The following is a 25416-nucleotide window of genomic DNA, read 5'->3' as shown; positions in this document are numbered from 1 at the left end:
CGCTCCTCTGACGCGACGCTTGGTCGCCTCGGAAAATGCGCGTCGGCGAAACGGGTTCCGTCAGATGCGGTCGAGATCGCCGTCGTGCCAGACGATATGTCGGCTGGTCTCGGGCAGTGTCTCGATCTCTTCGGCAATGAAATAGGGCGGAATATCGAGCGCCCGGAGTGCTGCGACCGTCGCAGGCACCCATTTGAACTCCAGATCGCTCTTGCCGTCCCGGTTGCGGTGCACGATCTCGCTTGCATGGAACGGAAACACCGGAGGCACGGTCATCAGATAGTAGAAGCCGATCTCGTGGTAGTCGCGCGCCTCGTAATGGAAGAAATTCTCGACCGTCCACAAGAGGCGCCCGACGGTGACATCGACGCCCAGTTCCTCCTGCATCTCGCGACGAAGGGTCGCTTCGGACGTCTCGCCGATTTCGGCGCGACCGCCGGGAAAGGTCCAGAACGTCTCGTGCACGGCCCGGTGGACGAGGACATGCCCGTCGCGAAAACCGAGCCCTGCGATCCGGAAATTGAACCGTTTGTTGCCGGCATCGAGCCGAACCATCTTGCGCTTGCTCATCAGCCCAACTCCACGACGGTGATTTCCGGTGGCGAGCCGAGCCGGACGGGAAGGATAGACGTGCCAAGCCCGCCGGACACGACAAGATGGCGGCCGTCCTCGACGATGTGCCCATAGGCATAGCGACTGCCGAAGCGTGACGGCACGACGGGAGAATAGCCGAACAGGCGGATCTGCCCGCCATGGGTGTGACCGGACAACGTGACGGCGACGCGTGCGGGGACGGTCGGGAAGATGTCGGGCTCATGCGCCATGAGGATGACGGGTGCGTTGTCGGTCACGCTTGCCAACGTGCCGGGGAGATCGTCGAGGCCGGCGGCTGGAAACAGTTGATCGGCAAGGCCAGCCAGCCAGAAGGCATGCCCATCCTTTTCAAGCCGCACGGCGCGATTGCTGTAGAGCGGCACGCCGAGACGATCGAGCACGGCCTGAACGACCACGGGCCTGCCGCTGTCCATGGCTTGGGGATCGTCAAGCCAGTCATGATTGCCGAGAATCGCGTGAACGCCGAGCGGCGCTTTCAAAGGCCGCAGCGCTTCACCCCAGGCGTCCGGCGACACCTGCGAGCCCAGACGCATGCCCGAGAGAAAGTCTCCCAGAAGCAGGATCATGTCGCCACCAAGGCCATTGGCCTGCTGCGCGATCTCCGCGATCCGCGATGCGGGCATATAGGGGTCGCAGGCGTGAATATCGCTGACGAGCACGAGCCGCAGCGCCAGACCCTGCGGCCAGCCGGGCGGCGTGATGCGGTGCGTGACGACGCGCGGGCGGCTGCGCGGCTCGATGCCCACGGCATAGGCGCCTGTGGACATAGCCGCCAGCACGAACGCGCCTGATATCTTCAGAAACACGCGCCGGGAGAGCAATCAGTCGTCCTCCTGGAACAGGCGGAATTGCGACGCTTCGAGATCCTTAGGCGGCACGAGGCCGAGATGTTTCCAGGCATTGATGGTCAGCACGCGGCCGCGCGGCGTGCGCTGGATGAAGCCCTGCTGGATCATGTAGGGCTCGATGATATCCTCGATCGCATCACGCGGTTCGGACAGTCCTGCCGCGATCGTCTCGATGCCGACGGGACCGCCGCCGAAATTGAGCGCGATCATGCCGAGGTAGCGCTTGTCGAGCTGGTCGAGGCCCATATTATCGACGAGAAGCCGCGTCAGCGCCTCGTCGGCGATCTGCCGCGTCACCGCCTCGGCCCCCGCGACCTGCGCGAAATCCCGCACCCGGCGCAGGAGCCGTCCGGCGATGCGCGGTGTTCCACGAGCGCGACGGGCGATCTCGCGCGCTCCCTCGTCGGTAATGCCGAGCCCCATCAGCCGCGCGCCGCGCCGCACGATCAGCTCCAGCTCCTCTACCGTATAAAAACTGAGACGTACCGGAATGCCGAAACGGTCGCGCAACGGCGTCGTCAGCAGCCCAAGCCGGGTGGTGGCGGCAACGAGCGTGAACTTCGAAAGGTCGATCTTCACCGAGCGCGCAGCAGGCCCCTCGCCGATGATCAGGTCAAGCTGGAAATCCTCCATGGCGGGATAGAGGATTTCCTCGACCGCCGGGTTCAGCCGATGAATTTCATCGATGAAGAGCACATCGCGCTCTTCCAGATTGGTCAGCAGCGCCGCCAGATCGCCGGCCTTGGCGATAACGGGACCGGACGTGGAGCGGAAATTGACCCCGAGTTCCTTGGCCATGATTTGCGCCAGCGTCGTCTTGCCGAGGCCGGGCGGACCGACGAACAGCACATGATCCAGCGCCTCTCCACGATGCTTCGCCGCCTCGATGAAGACCTTCAGATTGGCCCGCGCTTCCGCCTGGCCCGTGAACTCGTCCAGCGACTGCGGCCGAAGCGCGGTATCGAGATCCTCGCCGCGCTTTTCAGAGGAAATCAGTCGGGCTTCGTCTGTCATGCGAGAAGTTCCATTCCGGGGATAAGGCGGGCCGCAGTCTGGTCGAACGTCACCGTCTTCTCGCATCCAGCATCGCGGCACTTGAGGGCAATCAGGACATCCGCAAAATCCGACTTTCCGCGCATCAGCTTCAAGGCCGAAACGACGAGGTCATGCGACTCGATGGACAGCCCGCGCACGCGAAGCAACGCGTTGACGGCCGCGACCACGTCCGCTCGCACGTACCCGTAGCGTGAGCGCAGCGCCCAATCCAGTTCGATCAACGTTATCAGGGTGAGATGGCCGACAAAGGCGTTACCCAACTGTTCGCTCAACTGAACAGCGAGACGACGCTGTTCCGCATCGTCATTGACGATCAGACGCAAAATAACATTGGTGTCGATGTCATATTGCCTCATGCGGCATCGTGTCTTTTGACGCGACGCTCAGAGGGTGAAACATGCTGACCCGCGGCCTCCATCACAGCTTCGTCAAGCTCCTGAAGGGTCGCTGTACCGGCAGGCGGATCACCTAAGAGACCGGCTAGCTCGTGTAGATCAATATTCTTCGGCGTGACAACGACTTCGTTACCGACCACACTCAACACGAGCTGGTCGCCACCCCGAAGACCGAGGGCTTCACGCGCATCTTTCGGAATCGTAATCTGGCCTTTAGCCGTCATCGTCAGAGTTTTCGTCATGATAGGCTCCTTTCCGACAAAATAACATTTGTTGGACCAAACAAAAACAGGCGGAATCATATGTGCCGGTAGCGCTTACTGCGACAGCTCCCTCAGACCAAGCCGGATCAGCTTGGCGCTATCTGCCCCCTCGCCGCCATTGCGCAGGGCCGCGGCGATGGCGTTGGCGGCCTGATCGCGGGAGTAGCCGAGATTGGTCAGCGCCGAGACGGCATCCGCGACCGGCGCGGGCACGGCCCCCTCGCCCAGTTCCTGCTTGAAGCCAATGCCGGCAGAGGCCTCACCGGCGAAGGCCGGGGCCTTGTTCTTCAGTTCGGTGACGATGCGCACGGCCACCTTCGGGCCGACGCCGGGGGCACGGGAAATGGAGGTCTTGTCCTGTAGCGCGATGGCATTGGCAAGTTCGCCCGGCGTGAGAACCGAGAGGACGGCAAGCGCGACCTTCGCACCGACCCCTTGGACGCTCTGCAACAGGCGGAACCATTCACGCTCCAACGCAGTGAGGAAGCCGAACAGGCGAAGCTGGTCTTCCCGCACATAGGTTTCGATGAACAGCACCACCGCCTCGCCGGATGTGCCAAGCTTGCCGAGCGTCCGCGCCGAGCAGTAGGCGACATAGCCGACACCATGGACATCGATCACGACGTGGTCGTCGACGATCTCGTCGATCGTGCCCTTCAACTTGCCAATCATCCGCTGAGGTCCTCGAGAAAAAGAAGAAAGCTTACAGGTAAAGTCGTCATGACCGACGAGCCGCAGGCTGTCGAGACCCGTCGCGCTCCATCGGCAAAGTCCTTACGCCGTGGCAGCCGCGATCCGGTGTGCAAGACTGCCGGCAAAGCTCTGACGATTGTGCGCATGGCAAATGGCGATAGCCAGCGCGTCGGCGGCGTCGTTGCCCTTGAAAGTCGCCTTGGGCATCAGAACCTTGATCATCATGTGGATCTGCTGCTTTTCGCCATGCCCGACGCCGATCACCGACTTCTTGACGGCGTTTGGGGCATACTCCGCCACCTTCAGCCCGGCGCGGGCCGGCACCAGCATGGCGATGCCTCGAGCCTGCCCGAGCTTCAGCGTCGCCACGGCGTCCTTGTTGACGAAGGTCTGCTCGACAGCCGCCTCATCCGGCTTGTGAAGATGGATGATATCGGCAAGCCCGTCATGCAGCTGGCAGAGCCGCGAGGCGAGATCCGCATCTCCATCCGACAGGATCGTGCCGGAATCCACGAAGCGCAAGGTGTTGCCCAGCGTGTCGATCACGCCCCATCCCATGCGGCGGAGCCCGGGATCGATACCGATAATGCGAATCGTGGATTGCATGAAAATATCCTAGCCTTTGCACCCGGACGCTGCCAGCAAAATGTGAACAAAACAAAAACATCCGCAACGAACGCGTTCTGAGCCGCCCTTGGATTCGGCAAACGGGTCTCTTACATGACAATGACGTTCATCAATTGAAGGCCGCTCGCCATGGTCCCCTTTTCCATTCTCGACCTGTCGCCGATCACCAAAGGCAGCACCGTTTCACAAGCGCTCGACAACTCGCGTCGATTGGCGCAGGAGGCCGAACGAGCGGGGTACGAGCGGTTCTGGCTGGCCGAGCATCATGGTATGAGCGGCATCGCCAGCGCGGCCACCGCGCTTGTCATCTCGCATGTTGCGGCGGGCACGAAAACGATCCGTGTCGGCTCCGGCGGCATCATGCTTCCCAACCATTCGCCGCTCGTTATCGCCGAACAGTTCGGCACGCTCGCCGCACTCCATCCGGGCCGGATCGACCTCGGCCTTGGACGGGCGCCGGGAACGGACATGCGCACGGCAGCAGCGCTGAGGCGCCACATGGAAGGAAGTGCAAATTCCTTCCCGAACGATGTCGTGGAACTCCAGGGCCTGCTTGGCACGCCCCGCGAGGGCGAGGTTATCGCTACACCCGGCGCTGGAACCAATGTTCCGATCTGGCTTCTCGGCTCCAGTCATTACAGCGCGCAGCTTGCCGGCATGCTTGGCCTGCCCTTCGCGTTCGCCTCGCATTTCGCTCCCGACATGCTGTTTTCGGCGCTGGAGATCTATCGCGAACGTTTCGAGCCGTCGGCCATTCTCGACAAGCCTTATGCCATGGTCGGCATCATGGGCGTGGCCGCAGATACCGACGAGGAAGCGCAACATCTTTTCACATCGATGCAGCAATCCTTCGTGGCGCTCCGCCGCAATGCACGCGGGCAGTTTCCGCCACCGGTCGACAGTATGGACGGGCTCTGGAATGCTTCGGAAAAGGCGTTTGTCGATCACGCGATGACCTACGCCATCGTTGGCGGGCCGGAGACGGTGCGCCGGAAGACGCAGGCCTTTCTAGCCGATACCCGCGCGGACGAGCTGATTATTTCCATGCCCGTGTTCGATATGGATGCAAGGCTGAAGTCGGTCCGCCGCTTTGCCGAAGCACGACAGGAGCTTGCCGCCGCGGCATGAGGTCGGATCAGCTGCGCAGGCTGGCTGCAGCGCGGCGGAGATCGTCTGTGTCTGCTGACTGCTCCCCGGCAAGCATGGCGCCCGCCACGACGACGCAGCCTCGGCCGAGCGACTTCGCCCGATAGAGCGCGTCGTCCGCCAACCGGAATGCGGCATTGCACGTCGTCTGCGGTTCGGTGACGTTACAAATGCCGAAGGAAGCCGCGATTTCGATGCGATGTCCAGGCGGATAATCGCCCGGCAGATACATGGGCGCCGACAGCGCCTCCCCCAGCCTTTCGCAGACAGCTTCGGCATCAGCAATCGTTATCGACGGCATCAGGATTGCGAACTCGTCGCCACCCAGGCGGAACAGGCGATCAATGTCGCGAGTGTTGGCGCGCAGCCGCGATGCGACAGCGCGCAGCAGATCGTCGCCGATCGCGTGACCATAGGTATCGTTGACGCCTTTGAACCCGTCGAGATCGAGGCACGCAACGATGAACGGTCCCGACGACGCCAGTTGGGAATACACAGCGTCCAGAAGCGCCCGGTTGGCAAGTCCCGTCAGAACATCATGCGTTGCGGCATGCGCCATCATGCGTTCGCGTCCGACCAGCATCTGGGCCGTCGTCTGCGAGATGCGAACCAGCAGGACACCGCCGATCAGAAGCACTAGAACGACCGTCAAAACAAAGGGCGTTGCCTGATAGAGCATGTCGCACGCGGGCGTCGGCGGGCGCCAGGAGAGAACCTGCACCTCACCGCCCGGCCCGACAGCGATCTCGGCGCGCGCACGCTCCGGCGCAACATCGTTCAGGGAGCTGACGCGGGCGTCGTCGAGGAGAAACCGTGTTCCGAAGAAATCCTGCAGACTGCTGCCGATGGGCATGGCGGTGATCAGCACCGGAGCACGCGAGCCCTTGACCTTCGCCGTGCCGAAATCCGGCTGGAAAACACTCGCCGTCAGGAGGACAGCTTCCTGCCCGAGGACCTCGATGCGGCTGGTGGATATGGGCTTGGGGATGCCCGCCCCCCTTGGATCCTTCTCCCGCTTGCGTACGTCTGCCACAAGCGCGTCGGCATCCACGACGATCTGGGCCGCGCCACGGGCAAAGAACGGTCGCGATGCCACCGTCTCGTCTGTGCGGGCGTAGAGGAGGGTGTCGTCGGACTTGAGAACGGCTGCGAAGCGCGTTCGCGATGTTCCGATCAATGACGCGCCGATGTTCCGGTCGGTCCATTCGAGGTCGAAGGCATTGTCGAGCTTGGCTATGGCCTCGTCCCAGACGGTCCACGAGGTCAGCGCGAATTCGATATCGGCGATCCAGAGGGCGAGATTGCGCTTGACCAGTGTTTCCTGCTGAACCCGCGCGTCGCCATCGATCCGTGCCGCGCCATAATAGGGTACAGTCGCCATGGCAGCGATCAACAGGGCGACGCAACCGATGGCGGGTCCGACGAGTCTGAGGTGAACGAAACGCATCGCCCGGCCCGCTTTCCATTCAGCATTCAGGTTGGACCCGCGCGGAAGCCACGCCGGAAGCGTTGAACAGAGCTTCCGCCAAGCCAGTCCGCCGGCCGATGCGCGATGGGCCTCAATAAGCGACGAGGCGGCGCCAACGGCAGACAGGCGGCATGCTGACGGACAGACGTTACGATAAGGTTATCAGTCACGTACTCTCGCACAGCAAACAACCCCGGCGAGAAGCGATCTACAACGTCCGATCAGGCGGACAGCTTGGCCATAACCTCGTCAGACACTTCGAAATTGGCGTAGACGTTCTGCACGTCATCGTCGTCTTCCAGAGTGTCGATAAGCTTCATCAGGGATTCCGCCCGCTCTTCGTCGACGGGGACGCTGTTCTGCGCCTTCCAGATCGCCTTCACGGTCTCGGCTTCGCCGAGCGTCGCTTCCAGTGCCTTGGAGACCTCGCCGATATCTTCGAAACCGCAGATGATCGTGTGGCCGTCCTCATCGCTGGTGACGTCCTCGGCACCGGCTTCGATGGCCGCTTCCATCACCGCGTCCGCTGTCCCGACATCGGGCTTGTAGGTGATTTCGCCGACGCGATCGAAGGAAAAGGAGACCGAGCCTGTTTCACCCAGTGCGCCGCCGGCTTTTGTGAAGGTGGAGCGGACGTTGGATGCGGTGCGGTTGCGGTTGTCGGTCAGCGCCTCGACGATGACCGCGACCCCGCCGGGGCCATAACCCTCGTAGCGGATTTCATCGTAGTTCTCGCTGTCGGCACCCGATGCCTTCTTGATGGCGCGCTCGATGTTGTCGCGCGGCATGGACTGGGCCTTGGCGTTCTGGATGGCAAGGCGCAGGCGCGCGTTCATCGAGGGGTCGGGAAGGCCGGCCTTGGCTGCGACGGTGATTTCGCGGGCGAGCTTGGAAAACATCTTGGAGCGCACGGCATCCTGACGGCCCTTGCGATGCATGATGTTCTTGAACTGTGAATGGCCGGCCATGGCGCCCTCTTGGATAAACTCTGCCGATGATGGGATCGGGCCGCCTTATAATTTCATCCGGCCGGTTCGTCCAGCCTGTTGTCCGGCTCATCGCGGGCGCAAAGCCTCAGAGACCCTGCAAAACCATGATCAGCGGCTTCTTCGGCAGCGTTCGCAGGGAAACATTGACGGTCGCGCTGTCGGCCGCCGTGCGGTCGAAGCCAGGACCGAAGAGGCCCAGGAAGCTTTCCACCGGCGGGCCGCGCCGATGCATGGGCAGGATCAGCGAGGAGCGCAGCCGGGTGACGACGCGCACCATGCCCTCCGCGCCCATCGTCAGCCCGCCATCCACCGGCACCATCACCACGTCCAGACGGCCGATTTCGGCATAATCCGTCTCGTCGAGCTCGTGATGCAGGTGACCGAGATGACCGATGCAGAGGCCCGCGACCTCGAAGATGAAGATCGAATTGCCGTCCGGCTCCATCGCACCGCCATATCCGGCGCGAATGTCGGTCGGCACGTTGCGGATATAGGCGTCGCCGACGAGGAGATCGTGATCGGCAGCATTGCCGTTGTCGCCCCAGCCGTGCAGCACGTGGGCAATGCCCGGCCCCGGCGTCAGCGTGTAATGGGTGGAATGCGCCTTGTTCATCGTGGCCACCATAGGCGGCTGTGGCGGACGGTGAAAACCGGAGTAATCCGTGGCGATGGTTACCCCCTCCGGCGTTTCCAGGAGGAAGGTGGAGTGCCCGAGAAAGGTGATCGCAACGGTCTGGTCACGAGCTGCGGCCTGCCGCGCATAGGAGGGATCGGCACTGGCAAGCTGAACGAAGCCTGAACCCGGCAGGGCCCGGGCAATCGCCTGGCACTGGCTCACCGCCCGCTCCTGAGCAAACGAGGGTGTCTGCAGGAAAGCAACACCGGCAGAGGCAAGGACGGCGCAGGTGAGAACGGCAGATCGCAGCATGGGACACCCTGACACCGGTTCAGCCCTTGTTTGGCGGTCGCGTCAGAATATGCGCAGGATGCATGCGGTAAAGAGGCGATACGTCACAATCGCGTCATTGCCGGAACAATGACTTCAGGGCTTGGCCGAGCGCAGCACCTTGTTGATCCGCTCCTCCCAGCCTTCGCCGGTCGCCCGGAACTTGGCGAGCACATCGCCGTCCAGATCGAGGGAAACACGCTCCTTCGACGCTTCCCGCTCCGCTTCCACGCGGCGGATGCTTTCAGCGAGATCGGGAAAGACCTCGGCGAAGGGGCGCGCTTGGGCGAGTTCCTCATCCGTTGCCTCTGGAGCGTCAGGATCAGAAGCGATTCTCGCCTGAATTTCGGCTTCGTCAGCGTCCGTTACGGGCCATAGGGATTTTCTAGCTTTACTCATGAATTGCCCTTTCCTTCTTGCTCGCCAGACGGAAGGAGATAATCGAAATAGCTTCCGTGCCAAGACGCGAGAAGACCACGGCCGTAATGACATGCTCATATTGCCCAATGGCCAGCATCCGAGCTTTCTTCGTCGGCACAATGACCGATCGCGAGAAATAGGACATTTTTATATCCGCGAAATCCAGCCCATGCTTCCGGATATTGCTCTGCCGTTTGACCTCGTCGAACACAATCCGCATGTATATCGTAACACACTCCGCCAGCGCGCCAAGTGCTCCTGGTCGAAGCCAGAAAACGCGCGCTGCCGAATAATGTCAATATGAACGATATCTAATATTAATCATTTAGACTGTCACGCCCAGAAAGACGGTACGGTTTCCGAGAGGCGTGGGCCGATGCGCAAGGGAGCGATGGCTTCGGCAAGGCCGGTGCGATCCGAGATCTCGACACCCACGCCACAGATCGTGGCGGGGCCGGAAGCGGCTTCGAAACGGCCTTTGGGCATTTTGGAAATGAAGCGGTTGAGCGGCTCCTCCTTTTCCATGCCGAGCGACGAGTCGTAGTCGCCGCACATGCCGGCGTCCGACAGGTAAGCGGTGCCGCCGTTGAGGATCTGGTGGTCGGCGGTCGGCACATGCGTATGTGTGCCGACGACGAAGCTGGCGCGCCCGTCGACGAAATGCCCGAAGCACTGCTTCTCGCTGGTTGCCTCGGCATGAAAGTCGAACACGATTGCGTCCGCCTGTTCCTTCAGCGGGCAGGCAGCCAGAATGGCCTCGGCCGACTTGAAGGGATCATCCAGTTCGGGATGCATGAAGACGCGGCCCATGATGTTGGCGACGAGCACGCGCGCACCGTTGCGTGCAAAATAGAGGCCGGAGCCTCGTCCCGGCGTGCCTGCGGGATAGTTGGCGGGCCGCAGGAACTGGTCGTGCCGCTGGCAGAAGGTCACGGCCTCTTTCTGGTCCCAGACATGGTTGCCGGTGGTAACCACGTCGGCACCGGCATTGATCGTCTCCAGAAAAATATCCTCGGTGATCCCGAAGCCGCCGGCGGCGTTCTCGCCATTGACGATGACGAAGTCGAGTTTGAGGTCGGAAACGATGCCCGGCAGCTTTTCCCAGACCGTCGTCCGGCCCGTCTTGCCCACCATATCGCCGAGGAAAAGAAGTCTCATGTCTGATCGATCTCGCTTGTAAAGCCCTGCCGCTGCGTCTCGATCAGGCCTTCCTCCGTCAGAATGGCGTCAAGCGGGATGTCGTGCGGCTCAAAAGGCACTGATGCCACTTCCTGGCAGGCGAAAGCAATCCCGATCAGCTGTGGCCGCTTCCCAAGGGCGTCGAGACGGGCAATGGCCCGATCGTAATGGCCGGCGCCATAGCCGATCCGGTGCCCGTCGCGATCGAAGGCCGAAAGCGGCACCAGCATGATATCGGGATCGACCTCCGGCGCCGTCTCGTCTGGTCCCGTGGTGCCGAACCCGGTCTTCACGACGGGCGCACCAGCGAGATATTCGCGAAAGACGATGGTTTCGCGGTCGAGAACAACGGGCAGGCAAAGGCGCGCGCCAGCGGCACGAAGGTCTTCCATGAGAGGACGGATGTCGGGTTCGGAGCGGATGGGCCAGAAGCCGGAGATGATGGAGCCAGCAAAGTCGAAGGCCTGGCGAGACGCCGGCCGGCCGATGTGGCGAAGCATCGCGGCAGCACCGGCAGCCCGCGCTTCCGGCGTAAGCGCATCCCGCAGCGACAGCCGTTCGGCCCGAAGAAGCGCCTTCTGTTCTCTGGATGTCAACGTCATGATGCCCTCCTCCCTCCATCCCGTTTGAACCGTCTACCGGGCAGGATCAAGATGTTTGCATCATCGATGAGGCTGGATGCGAGGGAAAGCCTCCTGCCGCGGGGCCGAAAGGCACCGCGTCCAGACACTGACGGCACAAGAAAGGAATGAGGTGCGATCCACACGACCGATGGATGTTTACGATCCTGGGTGCCTACAAACGTAGGTGGGCGCCATATGCCCAGGCCCACGAGCCTGGACAGGGACAGCTCCCGTTGGATCGAGTATGGCCCCAGGGATTGTGGTTCCTGTCGTGAAGCGCAGACCGCAGAAACGAATATAGAGTGCTTCGGCGCGGCATACCAGAGGCCGATTACGAAATCGGCGGAGGCGTCTGGAAACGAACGCTTATCGCGGCTGGGCAGGAGAATGGCCAGGCTGGGAAGGCGGCGCAGGACGGTTGACGATGCGGGCGGCAAGGCCCTGGATCTGGGCCGTGACCTCGCCGAGCGCGGAGGCCAGCGCCTCTTCCGCATCGGCCTGCTGGGCGATGGCAGCGTCCCGGGCGCGCTTCAGCCCGTCCACCTCGGCCTCCAGCGCCTTCAGGCGGCGATCGACCTCGGAAAGTTCGTCGGTCACCATGATGGCCGCCATAACCGTCAGGCGGAGATCGCCGATCTCGCCGAACTGGCCCTTGAGATGGCTGACATACTGGTCGAAGCGTAAGGCTAGATCGGTCAGATGCCCTTCCTGGCCCTCCTCGCAGGCCATGCGATAGGCCTTGCCGTCGATCGTCACGGTGACTTGCGCCATTGGCTAACTCCCGGCCCGAGGCCCGTTGACGGATGAGATAGGGATCATCGGTCGAGAACGGCGCGAATGGTTTCCATGGCCGTTACGAGACGACGGGAAACCTCGCGGTTGACCTCTTCGAGGCGATTGGCGCGGAACTGCGACTGGTCGAGTTCCTGCGCAAGCCGCGCCCTGTCCGTATTGACCCGGCGAACCTCGCCTTCGATCTCCACCCGGTCGCGCTCGCGGTCCAGCCGGCCGTCGATCACGCTTTCCAGCCCGGCGACGGCACCCTTCAGCTCGTCGATTGCCGCCCTGACTGTCTTTCCTGCCGCCATCGTGTCTGCTTCCAATCCATGGCCGGGGCGCCGAATCGGCAAGCCGCGCCCTCGTCAGAGCCAATCGCACTATTAGACTCAATCCATCGGGCGACACAACGCCGCGCTGTCAGCTTCAGGCTGGAAGCTGTGGATCACGCACGATTTTTCGTGCTTCCACAGGACCTCGACGCCTGCCGTCTTTGTTGACTCCACCGGGCGAGGTGCTATGTCTCACCCCGCTTCCGATGCGGTCTTTGGAGGATAGAGACCGTTCCCTGATCACCAAGCTTAAGCGGAACAGTCATGATCTCGAATGAACAACACGACCGGATGGCGAATGCGATCCGTTTTCTGGCCATGGATGCAGTGGAAAAGGCCAATTCCGGCCATCCCGGCCTGCCCATGGGTGCGGCCGATATCGCGACCGTCCTTTTCACCAAATATATGAAGTTCGACCCGAAGAACCCCAACTGGGCAGACCGCGACCGTTTCGTGCTGTCCGCCGGCCACGGCTCGATGCTGCTCTATGCCCTTCTTTACCTGACGGGCTATCCCGATATGACCATCGATGACATCAAGCAGTTCCGCCAGCTCGGCTCCAAGACCGCCGGCCACCCGGAATTCGGCCATGCCACGGGCATCGAGACGACGACCGGACCACTCGGTCAGGGCATTGCCAATGCCGTGGGCATGGCGATTGCCGAGCGCAAGCTCGAACAGGAGTTCGGCTCGGACCTGCAGGATCACTATACCTACGCGCTCTGCGGTGACGGCTGCCTCATGGAAGGCATCAGCCACGAAGCCATCGCGCTTGCCGGGCACCTGAAGCTCAACAAGCTCGTTCTCTTCTGGGACAACAACTCGATCACCATCGACGGTGCCGTATCTCTGTCCGACTCGACCGACCAGATCGCCCGTTTCAAGGCGGTGCACTGGAACACGATCGAAGTCGACGGCCACGACCAGAAGGCGATCTCCGACGCGATCGAAGCCGCCCATAAGTCCGACCGCCCGACCTTCATCGCCTGCAAGACCGTCATCGGCTTCGGCGCGCCGAACAAGGCCGGTACCCACAAGGTTCACGGTTCACCTCTCGGTGCGGAAGAAATCGCTGCGACCCGCAAGGCGCTGAACTGGGAATCGGAAGCCTTCGACACGCCAGCAGACGTTCTCGATGCCTGGCGCAGCGCCGGCGAGCGTTCGGTACAGGCCCGCAAGGCCTGGGAAGCGCGCCTGTCTGCGACCGACGAAACGAAGAAGGCGGAATTCACCCGCCGCTTTGCAGGCCAGCTGCCCGCCGGCTTCGACAAGGCCATAGACGACTACAAGAAGAAGCTCGCCGAGAAGCCCCCGACGATCGCGACCCGCAAGGCCTCCGAGGATGCGCTGGAAGTCATCAACGGCTTCCTGCCGGAAACGCTGGGCGGCTCTGCCGACCTGACGCCGTCCAACAACACCAAGACCAGCCAGATGACGTCGATCACGCCGACCGATTTCGGCGGCCGTTACATGCACTGGGGCATCCGCGAACACGGCATGGCTGCGGCCATGAACGGCATCGCGCTCCATGGCGGCCTGATTCCCTACTCCGGCGGCTTCATGATCTTCTCGGACTATTGCCGTCCGTCGATCCGCCTTGCCGCCCTCATGGGCATCCGCGTCATCCACGTGCTGACGCATGACAGCATCGGCGTGGGCGAAGACGGCCCGACGCACGAGCCGGTCGAGCACATGGCAGCCCTCCGGGCGATCCCGAACCTCCTGATGTTCCGCCCTGCCGATGCCGTGGAAACGGCGGAATGCTGGCAGCTGGCGCTGGAAGACGGCAAGCGGCCCTCGGGCCTCGCGCTGACCCGCCAGAATCTCGCTCCGGCCCGCACCACCTACAGCCAAGAGAACCTCTGCGCCAAGGGTGCCTATGAGCTGATTGCGGCCGACGACGCCAAGGTCTCGATCTTCGCGTCCGGCTCCGAGGTCGAGATCGCCGTCAAGGCGGCCGCCGACCTCAAGGCCAAGGGCATCGCCGCCCGCGTCGTCTCCGTGCCCTGCTTCGAGCTTTTCGAAGACCAGCCGGAAGACTACCAGGCGGCCGTGATCGGTACCGCCCCTGTGAAGATCGCGGCGGAAGCCGCCGTCCGCCAGGGCTGGGATCGCTTCATCGGCTCCGACGGCGCTTTCGTCGGCATGCATTCCTTCGGCGCTTCCGGCCCCGCCAAGGACCTGTTCAAGCACTTCGGCATCACCTCAGACGCGATCGTCGCGGCTGCGGAAGCCAAACTGTCTTAAATGTCTCCCAGAAGGGGCATGCGCAGCCGCGCATGCCCAATGACCACCGCCTGAACCAGACACGTCTTACAGGGCGCGCCTTCTCGAGCAAGACGCGCCTTCTCAAAGGAGAGAGCCTTCATGACAGTGAAAGTCGCCATTAACGGCTTCGGCCGTATCGGCCGCAACGTGCTCCGCGCCATCGTCGAATCCGGCCGCACCGACATCGAAGTCGTCGCGATCAACGATCTTGGCCCGGTCGAAACCAATGCGCATCTGCTGCGCTATGACAGCATCCACGGCAAGTTCCCCGCGACCGTCGAAGTCCAGGGCGATTCCATCGTCATCAACGGCGGCAAGCCGATCAAGGTGACGGCCGTCCGCAACCCGGCAGAGCTGCCGCACAAGGATCTCGGCGTCGATATCGCGCTCGAGTGCACCGGCATCTTCACCGCCCGCGACAAGGCCGCCGCCCACCTTGAGGCCGGCGCCAAGAGCGTCATCATCTCGGCGCCTGCCGACGGTGCCGACCTGACCGTCGTCTACGGCGTCAACCACGACCAGCTGACCAAGGAACACACGGTCATCTCCAACGCGTCGTGCACCACGAACTGCCTCGTGCCGGTGGTCAAGGTCCTCAACGACGTGATCGGCATCGATCACGGCTTCATGACCACGATCCACTCCTACACGGGCGACCAGCCGACGCTCGACACCATGCACAAGGACCTGTACCGCGCCCGCGCCGCAGCCCTGTCCATGATCCCGACCTCGACCGGTGCCGCCAAGGCCGTCGGCCTCGTGCTGCCGGAACTGAAGGGCAAGCTGGACGGCACGTCGATCCGCGTTCCCACGCCGAACGTCTCGGTCGTCGACTTCAAGTTCGTCGCCAAGCGCGACACGAGCGTCGCCGAGATCAACGATGCCATCAAGGCCGCCGCAAACGGCGCACTGAAGGGCATTCTCGGCTACACGGACGAGCCGCTGGTTTCGCGTGACTTTAATCACGACAGCCATTCCTCGATCTTCGCCATCGACCAGACGAAGGTTCTGGAAGGCAATTTCGTGCGCATCCTGTCCTGGTACGACAACGAATGGGGCTTCTCCAACCGTATGTGCGACACGGCCGTCGCCATGGGCAAGCTGCTCTGAGACCATAACGAGCCCCGGGCGCCACAGGCGTTCCGGGGCTTTTTTTACCGGCGGTCTCTGCGGCTTGCCTGCAAGCCCCAATGCCCTGAAACAACGTCCGCACGGCAAGGATCCCCTTGATGTTTCGCCCGCTGCAGCAGATGACCGCCCGCTGGCGTCCGCTCGACGGCGAGGGCCTGGAGCATCTGACGCTGATGCCGCTGTCCGGTCCCCGGCCCGGCATCCGCATCGAATCCGTCGTGATCGGCGCACGCGGCGGCTCGGCCTATGGCCTTCGCTACACCATCGACTGCGACCCGCACTGGACGACGACGGCCCTGACGCTTGACACCACGACCGGCATACGCCTCTCGCTCATCTCGGACGGCCTTGGCCATTGGCAGGACGACGACGGACATGCGCTGCCCGCCTTCGACGGCTGCATCGATGTCGATCTCGCAGGCACGCCCTTCACCAACACGCTGCCGATCCGCCGGCTGGCACTGCGGCCCGAAGACGGTACCCGCAGCCTCGACATGCTGTATGTCCCGTTCGACACGTTCGAGCCTCTTCGCGATAGCCAGCACTATACGTGCCTGAGCGAGGGCATGACCAACGACCGGCTCTATCGCTACGAGGCCGCGGATCGCAGCTTCACCGCAGATCTTTCCCTGGATGAGGACGGCCTCGTCCTCGATTACCCCACGCTTTTCATTCGAACCTGACCTGATCAGACGCAACCGGAGACGACACATGACCTTCAAGACCCTTGACGACCTGACCGACATCGTCGGCAAGCGCGTGCTCGTGCGCGTCGACCTGAACGTGCCGACGAAGGACGGAAAGGTGACAGACGCCACGCGCATCGAGCGCGTCGTACCGACGATCCGCGAACTGTCGGAAAAGGGCGCGAAGGTCATACTACTCGCCCATTTCGGCCGCCCCAAGGGTGAGCCGGTCGAGGAAATGTCGCTGAAGCCGATCGCTGCCGCCGTCGAGGACATTATCGACCAGCGCGTTCACTTCGCCGCCGACAGCATCGGCGAAGCCGCGGCAACAGCCGTCGCTGGCCTTGAGAACGGCGATATTCTGCTGCTCGAGAACACGCGCTTCCACAAAGGTGAAGAAAAGAACGACGCCGACTTCACCAAAGCACTTGCTGCAAATGGCGACATCTACGTCAACGATGCCTTTTCCGCGGCGCACCGTGCCCATGCTTCGACGGAAGGCCTCGCGCACCTCCTGCCGGCCTATGCCGGCCGAACCATGCAGGCGGAACTGGAAGCGCTGGAAGCGGGTCTCGGCAAACCCAAGCGTCCGGTCGTCGCCATCGTCGGCGGTGCCAAGGTCTCCACCAAGATCGACCTTCTGACGAACCTCGTGAAGAAGGTGGACGCCCTCGTCATCGGCGGCGGCATGGCCAACACCTTCCTCGCCGCGCAGGGCATCGATGTTGGCAAGTCGCTCTGCGAGCATGATCTTGCGGACACGGCGCGCAGCATCCTCGCTGAGGCGGAAACATCGGGCTGCGCTATCGTGCTGCCGGTAGACGGCGTCATCGCGCGCGAGTTCAAGGCCGGCGCTGCCAACGAGGTGGTCGACATCAAGGCGATCCCGGCCGACGCTATGGTTCTCGACGTCGGCGCAAAATCGATCGCAGCTGTCAACGACTGGGTCAGCAAGGCGGAAACGCTGGTCTGGAACGGTCCGCTCGGTGCCTTCGAGATCGCGCCGTTCGACAAGGCGACGGTCGCGGTCGCCAAGCACGCGGCATCCCGCACGAAAAGCGGCGCGCTCGTCTCCGTGGCCGGCGGCGGCGATACTGTTTCGGCCATGAACCATGCCGGCGTCGCTGACGATCTGACCTATGTCTCCACCGCCGGCGGGGCTTTCCTGGAGTGGATGGAAGGCAAGCCGCTTCCCGGCGTGGATGTCCTGCACCAGCAGAAGTAGGCAAAACAGACACTTGAAAAGGAGGCGCGTGGACACCCATGCGCCTCCTGACGTTCACCGACCCAAAGCGCTTGCAGTCACTGTCCGCCAGTGAGCCGAAAATCGGCGAGTGATTTCAAACGATTAAATTAATTTCAATCGTTTTAAACATTTTAATTTATTTTGCATCCTGTTCAACTTCTGCTATCGCAAAGGCACAAAATCAAACGACGGAGGATAGATCATGACTGAGAGACTGGAAGACATTGCCGCAGCGATGATGGCAAAGGGACAGGGTCTCCTGGCAGCGGACGAATCCACGGCGACGATCGGCAAGCGCTTCGATACGATCGGCCTTGCCTCCAGCGAAACCTCCCGTCGCGACTACCGCGAGATGCTGTTCCGTGCGGACGACGCTATGAAGGCGCACATTTCCGGCGTCATTCTTTATGAGGAAACCTTGTTCCAGAAGGCTGCCGACGGCACGCCTTTCGTCGATATCATCCGCGCGGCCGGCGCGGTGCCGGGAATCAAGGTCGACACCGGCGCAAAGCCGATGCCGAAGTTTACGGGCGAAACCATCACCGAAGGCCTCGATGGTCTCGCCGACCGCCTGAAGACCTATTATGAAGCCGGAGCACGGTTTGCCAAGTGGCGCGGCGTCATCGCTGTTTCCGACACGCTGCCGACCTTCGGCTCCGTCAAGGCGAACGCACAGGCACTGGCCCGCTACGCAGCACTCTGCCAGGAAGCGGGCATCGTGCCGATCGTCGAGCCGGAAGTCCTCATGGACGGCGTCCCCGGCGATCATTCGATCGAGCGCTCGGCCGACGTGACCGAGGAAACCCTGCGCATCGTTTTTGCCGAACTGAACGACGCCCGCGTCTCGCTCGAAGGCATGATCCTCAAGCCGAGCATGGTCATCGACGGCAAGAAGGCCCGCAAGGCCAGCGTCGAACAGGTTGCCGAGCGCACCGTCGCGGTTCTCAAGCGCACCGTTCCCTCTGCCGTGCCCGGCATCGCGTTTCTGTCCGGCGGCCAGACGACGGAAGAAGCCACCGCGCATCTCTCCGCCATGATCGCCGGCTTCGACCTGCCGTGGACCATGACCTTCTCTTACGGCCGCGCGCTCCAGACGGAAGCGCTGAACGCATGGCAGGGCAAGGCCGAGAACGTTGCTGCCGGCCAGCGCGCCTTCACCCACCGCGCCCGCATGTGCGGCCTCGCAGCCCTCGGCGGCTGGAAGAAGGACCTGGAAAAGGCGGCCTGATCGCCCTTTCGTGCATCACAGACAAGGCATTCGCACGGATGCCTTCACACCTTCTGGGAGGAAGGAGACCTGGCCGCCAAGTGCGGCCGGGTTTTTTTGTACCGAGAGCTAACCCGTAGGGGCGGCGGATCGAACCGCGTCGCGAAATTGTCACGGTCACAAGTCTGCCGTTTCCTCGTTGCCGGCATCCGCGATAGCTCTTGTTGCAACGCAAACGGAGCCCGTCCATGACCCAGTTCGACTACATCACCCTCGATGTCTTCACGAAGGAGCGCTTTCGCGGCAACCCGCTGGCCGTCATCGCCGATGCGCGGGGGCTTGATGGCGAGACGATGCAGGCGATCGCCCGGGAGTTCAATTACTCCGAGATCACCTTCGTGCTGCCACCGTCCAATCCGGAGAATACGGCCGAAGTCCGGATCTTCACCCCCACGATGGAACTGCCCTTTGCCGGACACCCGAACGTCGGAACCGCTTTCGCGCTGGCCCGCGCCGGTCACGTCTTCGGCCAGCCCGTCGGCGATGAGCTGCGCTTCGAGGAAAAAGCCGGCATCGTGGAGGTAACCGTCGAGCGAAACGCCGATGGGCTTGCGACCGGCGCCAGCATTCAGGCGCCGCAAATGTTGACGGTTGCGGACGGCCTGGCCCCGGAAACGCTCGGCCCGATGATCGGCCTTGCACCGGCGAAGATCGCGACCGGCAATCACGCGCCCCTGTTCCTCTCGGTCGCCCTCCCCTTCCTCGTCGCCGAACTGCCCGACCTGCAGACGTTAGCCGCGGCGCAACCGGACACCGGCCTGTTTTCCGCAGCCGAGTCAGGCCTTAACCCCATCGATGGACGCCTGTCGGTCTTTCTCTACGTCCGCTCCAGCGAGCATCCGCTCGCGCTGCGCGCCCGCATGTTCGCGCCGCTCGACAACATCTCCGAAGACCCGGCGACCGGAAGCGCCTCGGCAGCTCTCGCCGCCTATCTCGCCGCCAGAATGCCCTCCGCGCCGGAAACGGTAGCGTTGACGATCGACCAAGGGGTGGAAATGGGCCGGGCAAGCAAGATCCACCTGCGTGTCGCCATGTCGGGCGGCAAACCCATGAGCGTGCGCGTCATCGGCGATTGCGTGGAGGTCATGCGCGGCGTCCTCACGGTCTGACGCACGTCTTGAGCATTTCCGGTGAACCCGTATTCACCGGAAATGCTCTATCCTCTTGTTTTCTCCGCATTGTCCGACGCCGAAGCGATCCCGCTTCGGCTGGAAATGCTCTGGAGCATCTACGGCCTGATCAACACCGTCAGCATCATCACGGCGATGGCAGCCACCGCGATCTTCCAGAAATCGCGGCGGTACCGAAGCCCCGGCCATCCCAGCGGCTTCACCAGCTGGACCGTCATGAGGGCGAGAAGCAGCAGGGAGAGCGCTTTGGACATCACCGCGACCATAGACCAAATATGGCGCGCATGCGACGCGCTTTCATGCCCGGTTGCGCGCTAAGAACGGTACCGGCCGTCTTGCCCGGAGTGCCGCATGTCGCGGATGGCGCCACAGCACCGTCTGGAACATCTTAAGGAGATGACTGCTCAAACCGATTCCGGTTTCGGAAAATTTGCAGTAGGTTCGCGGGCACGTCCGGAACAAGCGGAGTCTCATGACCAGAAACCTCCTCCCCGTCGCGGCCCTTCTCCTTGGAACCCTCTTCCTCTTCCTAGGAAACGGCCTTCATAGCTTGCTCCTGCCGATGCGTGGCACCACGGAAGGCTATTCGGCCACGCTGCTCGGCCTGCTCGGCACGTCCTGGGCCAGCGGCTTCGTGCTGGGCTGCCTGACGGCGCCGGCCATTGTGCGGCGCGCGGGGCATATTCGCGCCTTCAGCATTTTCGCGGCCATCCTCGCCATCGTCGCGCTGATGACCGGCATCCATGTCGATCCCATCTGGTGGGTCGGCCTGCGCGCCTTCACCGGCTTCTGCACCGCCGGCACGTCCATGATCATCGAGAGCTGGCTGAACGAGCGGGCGACGAACGAGAGCCGCGGCGCGATCTTCTCGCTCTACATCGCCATCACGCTCTTTGGCGTGGTCGCAGGCCAGATGATCGTGCCTTTCGGCGACACCAATACGGCCGTTCTCTTCATGGTGTGCGGCATCGTCTATTGCGTTGCCATGCTGCCGACGCTGATGTCGACGGCGGTCTCGCCGCAGCCGCTGAAACAGGTTCGCCTCGACTTGGCCGGCCTCTATCGCAATTCGCCCGTGTCGTTCCTCGGCATTCTGATGGTCGGCATCGCCAATGGCGCCTATGGCACGCTCGCCGCGGTCTTCGGGCGGCAGGCCGGTCTGCCGGATGCGGACGTCGCCCTTATGGTCAGCACTGTCATCTTCCTTGGCGCGATCATGCAGTTTCCGGCCGGCCGCCTCTCCGACCGGATGGACCGCCGCTACGTGCTGGCCGGCATCTCGGCTGTCGCCGCGCTGGCGGGGGTGCTGATCTTCCTGTTCGAGCCGGCGGGCAAGGTCTCCCTGCTGATCATGGTCGGCCTCTATGGCGCCATGTCCAATGCGCTTTATCCGATCGCCGTTTCCCACGCCAACGACTTCGCCGCCCCCGAAGACTTCGTGAAGGTCTCCGGCGGCCTGCTCCTGCTCTACGGCATCGGCACGATCATCGGCCCGACCGTCGGCGGCCCCGTCATGACGATGATGGGCCCCTACGCGCTGTTCATGATCACCGCCTGCGCCCACATCGTCGTGTTTGTCTACGCCATCTTCCGCAGTCGCCGCCGCGCTGCGGTACCCGTCTCCGAACGCGACCCCTTCCCCGCCACCATGTCGAACGGCCCCTTGATGGCGACGCCCGAAAGCCTACAAATGTCGCCGCGCGCGGCGCAGACCACAGTCGCCGATCCGTCGCCGGAAAAGATCGAAGAAGAAAACGCTACCGTGGAACCCGGCGGCCGGGACGACATTCCACGCAACCCGCAGGGACAATGACGACCGCAAACGAATCGCTGCGCGGGTCATGGCCTGAAAGATGAACGAAACAATAAGTTTAAGGAAAATCCTACAGATCGAGACGGGAACAATACCGTTTTAACCGTTCGTTAAGCATTCCGGTTTATACATCGTCACATCCAGTTCGCTCTGGACTCAGACATTTCACTTCGGCGAATGGTCTGATTTTCTCCCTGTTTTACCTTGAGAGCCGCTTCTGCGGCTCTTTTTTTTGCCTTGATTTTGCCTGGCCTTGCCCTAGTCAACAAGGTGTGGATGTTAACCTTTCCTTAAGAATATACTTGCGTGAATTGCGCTATGACGTCATTCTTCGAGTTGAGAAGAGCGGCGTTAGAAACTTTTTATCGACCCGCCCGTTACCTGACCGAGTGAATGCGTCTAACCAGGGAATGAAACATGTCCGAACGCGGATTGAACACCGTCAGTTTTGCAGGCCACGCCGCAGCATCGGCACAGTTCAAGGCGCTCTACGCCGAAGGCATGGGACTGGTCGAAGAAACCGCCAGCTACCTCGATGGTCACGGTCGCGCCGCCTCCAAGGTCTTGCCACGCATGGCATCGGTCCTCTACGCCGCAGAATCCATGCGTCTCACCACGCGCCTGATGCAGATGGCGTCGTGGCTGCTCCTTCAGCGCGCCGTCAACAATGGCGAGATGACGCGCGATCAGGTCCTCTCGGAAAAGAACAAGGTTCGCCTCGACAGTTTCAATGTCGATCGCACCGCACCGGGCTGGTCCGACCTTCCGGAAGGTTTCCGCGACCTCATCGACCGCTCGCTCCGCCTCCAGAACCGCGTGGCTTTGCTCGACCGCGAAATCTATCGCCCGCAGGAAGCCGGTAGCTTTGTGCCCGACAACCAGAACGGCGTGAAGGCCCAGCTGAGCCTGCTTCAGACGGCGTTCGGCACGAACTGAGATCTCCGATCTCAAGGTCAGGACGACAAGAGCCCGGCATGCCGGGCTTTTTCATGTCTGGTTGATGGGACGATGTCGCGTTCTTCGGCATGACCGCGACGATGATGGGCAGCCGCACCGTCCCAACTCCCCCTATCATACCACCGACAAACGCAAAAAAGCCCGGCGAACCGGGCTCTTCCGACATATCGATGCAGCACAAACCCTGATCGTCGTTCAGACGGACCGGACTGCGAGCGCTTCCTAGAGGCCGAGGCCTTCGAAGCGCTTCTTGAACTTGGAGACGCGGCCGCCGCGGTCCATGAGCTGCTGGTTGCCGCCGGTCCAGGCCGGGTGCGACTTGGGGTCGATTTCAAGGTTCATGGTCTGGCCTTCGGAGCCCCAGGTCGAGCGTGTCTCGTACTCGGTGCCGTCGGTCATGACCACCTTGATCATGTGGTAAGCGGGATGGATATCAGCCTTCATAACACTCTTCCTGCAGTTCCCGGGTCCATTTGTCGCAACCACTTGCGGCTGCGGGACCGAACACGATAATGAAGCCGCAGACCGCATTTCGGCCAACGTCTTTTCAATTGGATGCGGTGCCTATACATGAAGGCCCAAGAGATAACAAGGCCCGATAAGCAAGGCCCGGCAGCAAAGCCGGATGACGGGATCTGGCCGCAAGGCGCGTGAAATAGTTCGTCCAAGCGTTGGGCGACGGGAGGGCAGTGTGGCGATCGACAACGACAAAGCGGCAGGGACCAGGCGAAACGTCCGGCCGCTGGCCGGGCTGCTTCCCTATGTGAAGCGCTATCGCGGTCTGGTGGCCGGGGCCGCCGTCTGTCTCGTGGCGGCTGCGCTGACCACGCTGACGCTGCCGCTGGCGGTGCGCCGCATGATCGACCATGGATTTTCCAATTCCGACAGCGCCTTCATCAACACCTATTTCGCCATGCTGATGGTGCTCGCCGTCGTTCTGGCTCTGGCAAGCGCCGGCCGCTACTTCTTCGTCATCACGCTCGGCGAGCGAGTGGTGGCCGATATCCGGCGCGACGTGTTCGACCATATCACGCGGCTCTCCCCGGCCTTCTTCGACGTCAACCAGTCCGGCGAGATCGTCTCGCGGCTGACGGCCGACACCACGCAGATCAAGTCGGCGGTGGGCGCCACCGCATCCGTTGCCCTGCGCAACATCATCCTCTGCCTCGGCGCCATCGCGATGATGGTCTATACCAGCCCGAAGCTGTCGAGCCTCGTGCTGATGGCGATACCCGTCATCGTCTTTCCGCTCGTCGCCTTCGGCCGCAATGTCCGCCGCCGCTCGCGCGAGGCGCAGGACCGGCTCGCAGGCGCGTCGGCCTATGCCAGCGAAGCGATCGGCGCCATCCGCACCGTTCAGGCCTTCAATGGCGAGGCGACAGCCATGGAGCGCTACGGCAGCACGGTGGAAGACGCCTACAGGGCCGCGCGCGGCGCAATCACCGCGCGATCGGCGCTGACCGCCTTCGCCATCACCATGATCTTCGGCAGCGTCGTCGCCGTGCTCTGGTTCGGCGCGCAGGATGTGCTCTCAGGCACGATCTCGCCCGGAACGCTCGGGCAGTTCCTGCTCTACTCCGTCTTTGCGGCCGGCAGCCTCGGCGCCCTTTCGGAAGTCTGGGGCGAGCTTTCACAGGCGGCAGGCGCTGCCGAGCGACTGAGCGAACTTCTGCAGGAACAGCCTGCCATCACGGAGCCGGCAGAGGCCCAGCTGCTTCCGCAGCCGGCCATCGGCCGGGTCGCGTTCGAGGCCGTCCACTTCGCCTATCCCACGCGCCCGCTCGAAAAGAGTCTGAAAGGTTTGAGCTTTGCTGTCGAGCCCGGCCAGACCGTTGCGATCGTCGGCCCGTCGGGCGCCGGCAAGAGCACACTCTTTTCACTGCTCCTGCGCTTCTACGATCCTGATAGCGGCACCGTCAGGCTCGATGGCATCGACATCCGCGATCTCTCGCCGCGCGGTTTGCGCGGCAGGGTGGCGATCGTGCCGCAGGACGTGACGATCTTTGCCGCAACCATCCACGAGAACATCGCCTTCGGCACGCCGGGCGCAACCCGTGAGGCAGTCGTAGCGGCGGCCATCGCCGCACAGGCCGATCCCTTCATTCGCGCCATGCCGGAAGCCTACGACACGCCGGTCGGCGAGCGTGGCATTACCCTCTCGGGCGGCCAGCGCCAGCGTATTGCCATTGCCCGGGCCATCCTGAAGGATGCGCCGGTCCTGTTGCTCGATGAGGCGACCTCGGCGCTCGACGCGGAAAGCGAGACGCTGGTGCAGACGGCGCTTGACGGACTGATACGCACGCGCACGACGCTCGTCATCGCTCACCGGCTGGCGACCGTACTGAAGGCGGACCGCATTCTTGTCATGGATCAGGGACGCATCGTGGAAGACGGTACCCATGCCTCGCTGGTGCGCCAGGGTGGCCTCTATGCGCGTCTGGCACGGCTTCAGTTCGATCATGGCGCTCAAGGGCTGAACGTCGCCAACCTCTGACATACTGGGTGTCTTTCCACCCATTCCCCGGCAGGGCGGGTGGAAGG

At 62.6% G+C, this 25416-nt stretch carries 28 protein-coding genes and 1 other RNA gene; 10 read left to right on the top strand and 19 right to left on the bottom strand.

The window, feature by feature from the left end:
- Nucleotides 1–60 precede the first annotated feature (60 nt).
- From BSG19_RS17505 to ruvC, 7 genes are all read right to left on the bottom strand, one after another.
- On the bottom strand, nucleotides 61–570 hold the full coding sequence (locus BSG19_RS17505) for an NUDIX hydrolase (protein WP_092989310.1): 510 nt from the start codon (nucleotides 568–570) through the stop codon (nucleotides 61–63).
- Nucleotides 570–1436 carry a metallophosphoesterase gene (locus BSG19_RS17500; protein WP_092989309.1) on the bottom strand — a complete coding sequence of 289 codons (867 nt, stop codon included), beginning with the start codon at nucleotides 1434–1436 and terminating at the stop codon, nucleotides 570–572. The genes BSG19_RS17505 and BSG19_RS17500 overlap by 1 nt, the downstream gene beginning before the upstream one ends.
- Entirely contained in the window at nucleotides 1437–2477 is a 1041-nt protein-coding gene (gene ruvB / locus BSG19_RS17495; RefSeq protein WP_092989308.1) for a Holliday junction branch migration DNA helicase RuvB, read from the bottom strand.
- On the bottom strand, nucleotides 2474–2875 hold the full coding sequence (locus BSG19_RS17490; protein ID WP_092989307.1) for a PIN domain-containing protein: 402 nt from the start codon (nucleotides 2873–2875) through the stop codon (nucleotides 2474–2476). Before BSG19_RS17490 ends, ruvB begins: the two co-directional genes overlap by 4 nt.
- Nucleotides 2872–3156 carry an AbrB/MazE/SpoVT family DNA-binding domain-containing protein gene (locus BSG19_RS17485; RefSeq protein ID WP_170866024.1) on the bottom strand — a complete coding sequence of 95 codons (285 nt, stop codon included), beginning with the start codon at nucleotides 3154–3156 and terminating at the stop codon, nucleotides 2872–2874. Before BSG19_RS17485 ends, BSG19_RS17490 begins: the two co-directional genes overlap by 4 nt.
- Before the next feature lie 75 nt (nucleotides 3157–3231).
- Nucleotides 3232–3849, bottom strand: a complete 618-nt coding sequence (gene ruvA / locus BSG19_RS17480; protein ID WP_092989305.1) for a Holliday junction branch migration protein RuvA — start codon at nucleotides 3847–3849, stop codon at nucleotides 3232–3234.
- Between the two features lie 102 nt (nucleotides 3850–3951).
- Nucleotides 3952–4476: a crossover junction endodeoxyribonuclease RuvC gene (ruvC, locus tag BSG19_RS17475; RefSeq protein WP_092989304.1), complete on the bottom strand. Its 525-nt coding sequence runs from the start codon at nucleotides 4474–4476 to the stop codon at nucleotides 3952–3954.
- A gap of 150 nt (nucleotides 4477–4626) precedes the next feature.
- On the opposite strand from ruvC, the gene BSG19_RS17470 reads away from it, so the two are divergent.
- Nucleotides 4627–5625, top strand: a complete 999-nt coding sequence (locus tag BSG19_RS17470; protein WP_092989303.1) for an LLM class flavin-dependent oxidoreductase — start codon at nucleotides 4627–4629, stop codon at nucleotides 5623–5625.
- Nucleotides 5626–5632: 7 nt separating this feature from the next.
- Here BSG19_RS17470 and BSG19_RS17465 read toward each other — a convergent pair whose 3' ends face one another.
- The 10 genes from BSG19_RS17465 to BSG19_RS17420 all read right to left on the bottom strand — a co-directional run bounded on the left by BSG19_RS17465 (nucleotide 5633) and on the right by BSG19_RS17420 (nucleotide 12356).
- Complete coding sequence (locus BSG19_RS17465; RefSeq protein ID WP_092989302.1) at nucleotides 5633–7090, bottom strand: GGDEF domain-containing protein; 1458 nt, start codon at nucleotides 7088–7090, stop codon at nucleotides 5633–5635.
- 242 nt (nucleotides 7091–7332) lie between these two features.
- Nucleotides 7333–8079, bottom strand: a complete 747-nt coding sequence (locus BSG19_RS17460; protein ID WP_062475123.1) for a YebC/PmpR family DNA-binding transcriptional regulator — start codon at nucleotides 8077–8079, stop codon at nucleotides 7333–7335.
- A gap of 106 nt (nucleotides 8080–8185) precedes the next feature.
- Nucleotides 8186–9028 carry an MBL fold metallo-hydrolase gene (locus BSG19_RS17455; RefSeq protein WP_092989301.1) on the bottom strand — a complete coding sequence of 281 codons (843 nt, stop codon included), beginning with the start codon at nucleotides 9026–9028 and terminating at the stop codon, nucleotides 8186–8188.
- A gap of 114 nt (nucleotides 9029–9142) precedes the next feature.
- Nucleotides 9143–9445, bottom strand: coding sequence for a BrnA antitoxin family protein (locus BSG19_RS17450; RefSeq protein WP_092989300.1), 303 nt, complete (start codon nucleotides 9443–9445; stop codon nucleotides 9143–9145).
- Nucleotides 9438–9686 (bottom strand): BrnT family toxin, encoded by a 249-nt coding sequence (locus tag BSG19_RS17445; RefSeq protein ID WP_092989299.1) that lies wholly within the window; start codon nucleotides 9684–9686, stop codon nucleotides 9438–9440. The genes BSG19_RS17450 and BSG19_RS17445 overlap by 8 nt, the downstream gene beginning before the upstream one ends.
- A 113-nt stretch (nucleotides 9687–9799) precedes the next feature.
- Nucleotides 9800–10624 carry a TIGR00282 family metallophosphoesterase gene (locus tag BSG19_RS17440; protein ID WP_092989298.1) on the bottom strand — a complete coding sequence of 275 codons (825 nt, stop codon included), beginning with the start codon at nucleotides 10622–10624 and terminating at the stop codon, nucleotides 9800–9802.
- Nucleotides 10621–11241, bottom strand: coding sequence for a 5-formyltetrahydrofolate cyclo-ligase (locus BSG19_RS17435; RefSeq protein WP_092989466.1), 621 nt, complete (start codon nucleotides 11239–11241; stop codon nucleotides 10621–10623). The genes BSG19_RS17440 and BSG19_RS17435 overlap by 4 nt, the downstream gene beginning before the upstream one ends.
- A 157-nt stretch (nucleotides 11242–11398) precedes the next feature.
- A non-coding RNA gene (gene ssrS / locus BSG19_RS17430) (6S RNA) lies at nucleotides 11399–11556 on the bottom strand.
- A gap of 78 nt (nucleotides 11557–11634) precedes the next feature.
- A complete protein-coding gene (locus BSG19_RS17425) occupies nucleotides 11635–12039 on the bottom strand; it encodes a cell division protein ZapA (protein WP_092989297.1) in 405 nt (134 codons plus the stop codon).
- Between the two features lie 44 nt (nucleotides 12040–12083).
- Nucleotides 12084–12356 carry a DUF4164 domain-containing protein gene (locus BSG19_RS17420; protein WP_092935696.1) on the bottom strand — a complete coding sequence of 91 codons (273 nt, stop codon included), beginning with the start codon at nucleotides 12354–12356 and terminating at the stop codon, nucleotides 12084–12086.
- 285 nt (nucleotides 12357–12641) lie between these two features.
- Between BSG19_RS17420 and tkt the strand changes: the two genes are divergently transcribed.
- The 6 genes from tkt (at nucleotide 12642) to BSG19_RS17390 (ending at nucleotide 20084) form a co-directional block, all read left to right on the top strand.
- Nucleotides 12642–14624: a transketolase gene (gene tkt / locus BSG19_RS17415; RefSeq protein ID WP_092989296.1), complete on the top strand. Its 1983-nt coding sequence runs from the start codon at nucleotides 12642–12644 to the stop codon at nucleotides 14622–14624.
- A 120-nt stretch (nucleotides 14625–14744) separates the two neighbouring features.
- On the top strand, nucleotides 14745–15755 hold the full coding sequence (gap, locus tag BSG19_RS17410; RefSeq protein ID WP_092989295.1) for a type I glyceraldehyde-3-phosphate dehydrogenase: 1011 nt from the start codon (nucleotides 14745–14747) through the stop codon (nucleotides 15753–15755).
- 119 nt (nucleotides 15756–15874) lie between these two features.
- Nucleotides 15875–16459: a putative glycolipid-binding domain-containing protein gene (locus BSG19_RS17405; RefSeq protein ID WP_092989294.1), complete on the top strand. Its 585-nt coding sequence runs from the start codon at nucleotides 15875–15877 to the stop codon at nucleotides 16457–16459.
- 28 nt (nucleotides 16460–16487) lie between these two features.
- Entirely contained in the window at nucleotides 16488–17687 is a 1200-nt protein-coding gene (locus tag BSG19_RS17400) for a phosphoglycerate kinase (RefSeq protein WP_092989293.1), read from the top strand.
- A gap of 223 nt (nucleotides 17688–17910) precedes the next feature.
- Complete coding sequence (locus tag BSG19_RS17395; RefSeq protein WP_092989292.1) at nucleotides 17911–18936, top strand: class I fructose-bisphosphate aldolase; 1026 nt, start codon at nucleotides 17911–17913, stop codon at nucleotides 18934–18936.
- A gap of 227 nt (nucleotides 18937–19163) precedes the next feature.
- The gene (locus BSG19_RS17390) at nucleotides 19164–20084 is read left to right on the top strand and encodes a PhzF family phenazine biosynthesis protein (RefSeq protein WP_092989291.1); all 921 of its coding nucleotides are present in this window, start codon (nucleotides 19164–19166) and stop codon (nucleotides 20082–20084) included.
- A gap of 119 nt (nucleotides 20085–20203) precedes the next feature.
- On the opposite strand, the gene BSG19_RS17385 is transcribed toward BSG19_RS17390, so the two are convergent.
- Nucleotides 20204–20359, bottom strand: a complete 156-nt coding sequence (locus tag BSG19_RS17385) for a hypothetical protein (RefSeq protein WP_092935698.1) — start codon at nucleotides 20357–20359, stop codon at nucleotides 20204–20206.
- Nucleotides 20360–20577: 218 nt separating this feature from the next.
- Here BSG19_RS17385 and BSG19_RS17380 point away from each other — a divergent pair, with 218 nt between their 5' ends.
- On the top strand, nucleotides 20578–21918 hold the full coding sequence (locus BSG19_RS17380; protein ID WP_092989290.1) for an MFS transporter: 1341 nt from the start codon (nucleotides 20578–20580) through the stop codon (nucleotides 21916–21918).
- A 417-nt stretch (nucleotides 21919–22335) separates the two neighbouring features.
- The gene (locus tag BSG19_RS17375) at nucleotides 22336–22854 is read left to right on the top strand and encodes a protease adaptor protein RcdA (RefSeq protein ID WP_092989289.1); all 519 of its coding nucleotides are present in this window, start codon (nucleotides 22336–22338) and stop codon (nucleotides 22852–22854) included.
- Nucleotides 22855–23097: 243 nt separating this feature from the next.
- On the opposite strand, the gene rpmE is transcribed toward BSG19_RS17375, so the two are convergent.
- Nucleotides 23098–23319: a 50S ribosomal protein L31 gene (rpmE, locus tag BSG19_RS17370; RefSeq protein ID WP_018327882.1), complete on the bottom strand. Its 222-nt coding sequence runs from the start codon at nucleotides 23317–23319 to the stop codon at nucleotides 23098–23100.
- A gap of 253 nt (nucleotides 23320–23572) precedes the next feature.
- On the opposite strand from rpmE, the gene BSG19_RS17365 reads away from it, so the two are divergent.
- Nucleotides 23573–25369 carry an ABC transporter transmembrane domain-containing protein gene (locus BSG19_RS17365; protein WP_244529313.1) on the top strand — a complete coding sequence of 599 codons (1797 nt, stop codon included), beginning with the start codon at nucleotides 23573–23575 and terminating at the stop codon, nucleotides 25367–25369.
- The last annotated feature ends 47 nt before the right edge of the window (nucleotides 25370–25416 follow it).

The organism is Rhizobium sp. NFR03, assembly GCF_900111275.1.
Taxonomy (GTDB): domain Bacteria; phylum Pseudomonadota; class Alphaproteobacteria; order Rhizobiales; family Rhizobiaceae; genus Ferranicluibacter.
The sequence above is the reverse complement of the archived record's forward strand: the minus strand, read 5'-3'. Positions and strand labels throughout refer to the sequence as shown.

Bases quoted from the DNA above. Each gene is read 5' to 3' on its own strand.
- BSG19_RS17385 (WP_092935698.1), bottom strand. From the start codon at position 20,359: ATGTCCAAAGCGCTCTCCCTGCTGCTTCTCGCCCTCATGACGGTCCAG.
- BSG19_RS17395 (WP_092989292.1), top strand. From the start codon at position 17,911: ATGACTGAGAGACTGGAAGACATTGCCGCAGCGATGATGGCAAAGGGA.
- ruvB (WP_092989308.1), bottom strand. From the start codon at position 2,477: ATGACAGACGAAGCCCGACTGATTTCCTCTGAAAAGCGCGGCGAGGAT.
- gap (WP_092989295.1), top strand. From the start codon at position 14,745: ATGACAGTGAAAGTCGCCATTAACGGCTTCGGCCGTATCGGCCGCAAC.
- tkt (WP_092989296.1), top strand. From the start codon at position 12,642: ATGATCTCGAATGAACAACACGACCGGATGGCGAATGCGATCCGTTTT.
- BSG19_RS17375 (WP_092989289.1), top strand. From the start codon at position 22,336: ATGTCCGAACGCGGATTGAACACCGTCAGTTTTGCAGGCCACGCCGCA.
- BSG19_RS17455 (WP_092989301.1), bottom strand. From the start codon at position 9,028: ATGCTGCGATCTGCCGTTCTCACCTGCGCCGTCCTTGCCTCTGCCGGT.
- BSG19_RS17445 (WP_092989299.1), bottom strand. From the start codon at position 9,686: ATGCGGATTGTGTTCGACGAGGTCAAACGGCAGAGCAATATCCGGAAG.
- BSG19_RS17420 (WP_092935696.1), bottom strand. From the start codon at position 12,356: ATGGCGGCAGGAAAGACAGTCAGGGCGGCAATCGACGAGCTGAAGGGT.
- BSG19_RS17450 (WP_092989300.1), bottom strand. From the start codon at position 9,445: ATGAGTAAAGCTAGAAAATCCCTATGGCCCGTAACGGACGCTGACGAA.
- ruvA (WP_092989305.1), bottom strand. From the start codon at position 3,849: ATGATTGGCAAGTTGAAGGGCACGATCGACGAGATCGTCGACGACCAC.
- BSG19_RS17440 (WP_092989298.1), bottom strand. From the start codon at position 10,624: ATGAGACTTCTTTTCCTCGGCGATATGGTGGGCAAGACGGGCCGGACG.
- BSG19_RS17460 (WP_062475123.1), bottom strand. From the start codon at position 8,079: ATGGCCGGCCATTCACAGTTCAAGAACATCATGCATCGCAAGGGCCGT.
- BSG19_RS17470 (WP_092989303.1), top strand. From the start codon at position 4,627: ATGGTCCCCTTTTCCATTCTCGACCTGTCGCCGATCACCAAAGGCAGC.
- BSG19_RS17465 (WP_092989302.1), bottom strand. From the start codon at position 7,090: ATGCGTTTCGTTCACCTCAGACTCGTCGGACCCGCCATCGGTTGCGTC.
- BSG19_RS17485 (WP_170866024.1), bottom strand. From the start codon at position 3,156: ATGACGAAAACTCTGACGATGACGGCTAAAGGCCAGATTACGATTCCG.
- BSG19_RS17505 (WP_092989310.1), bottom strand. From the start codon at position 570: ATGAGCAAGCGCAAGATGGTTCGGCTCGATGCCGGCAACAAACGGTTC.
- BSG19_RS17490 (WP_092989307.1), bottom strand. From the start codon at position 2,875: ATGAGGCAATATGACATCGACACCAATGTTATTTTGCGTCTGATCGTC.
- BSG19_RS17405 (WP_092989294.1), top strand. From the start codon at position 15,875: ATGTTTCGCCCGCTGCAGCAGATGACCGCCCGCTGGCGTCCGCTCGAC.
- rpmE (WP_018327882.1), bottom strand. From the start codon at position 23,319: ATGAAGGCTGATATCCATCCCGCTTACCACATGATCAAGGTGGTCATG.
- BSG19_RS17400 (WP_092989293.1), top strand. From the start codon at position 16,488: ATGACCTTCAAGACCCTTGACGACCTGACCGACATCGTCGGCAAGCGC.
- ruvC (WP_092989304.1), bottom strand. From the start codon at position 4,476: ATGCAATCCACGATTCGCATTATCGGTATCGATCCCGGGCTCCGCCGC.
- BSG19_RS17380 (WP_092989290.1), top strand. From the start codon at position 20,578: ATGACCAGAAACCTCCTCCCCGTCGCGGCCCTTCTCCTTGGAACCCTC.
- BSG19_RS17425 (WP_092989297.1), bottom strand. From the start codon at position 12,039: ATGGCGCAAGTCACCGTGACGATCGACGGCAAGGCCTATCGCATGGCC.
- BSG19_RS17390 (WP_092989291.1), top strand. From the start codon at position 19,164: ATGACCCAGTTCGACTACATCACCCTCGATGTCTTCACGAAGGAGCGC.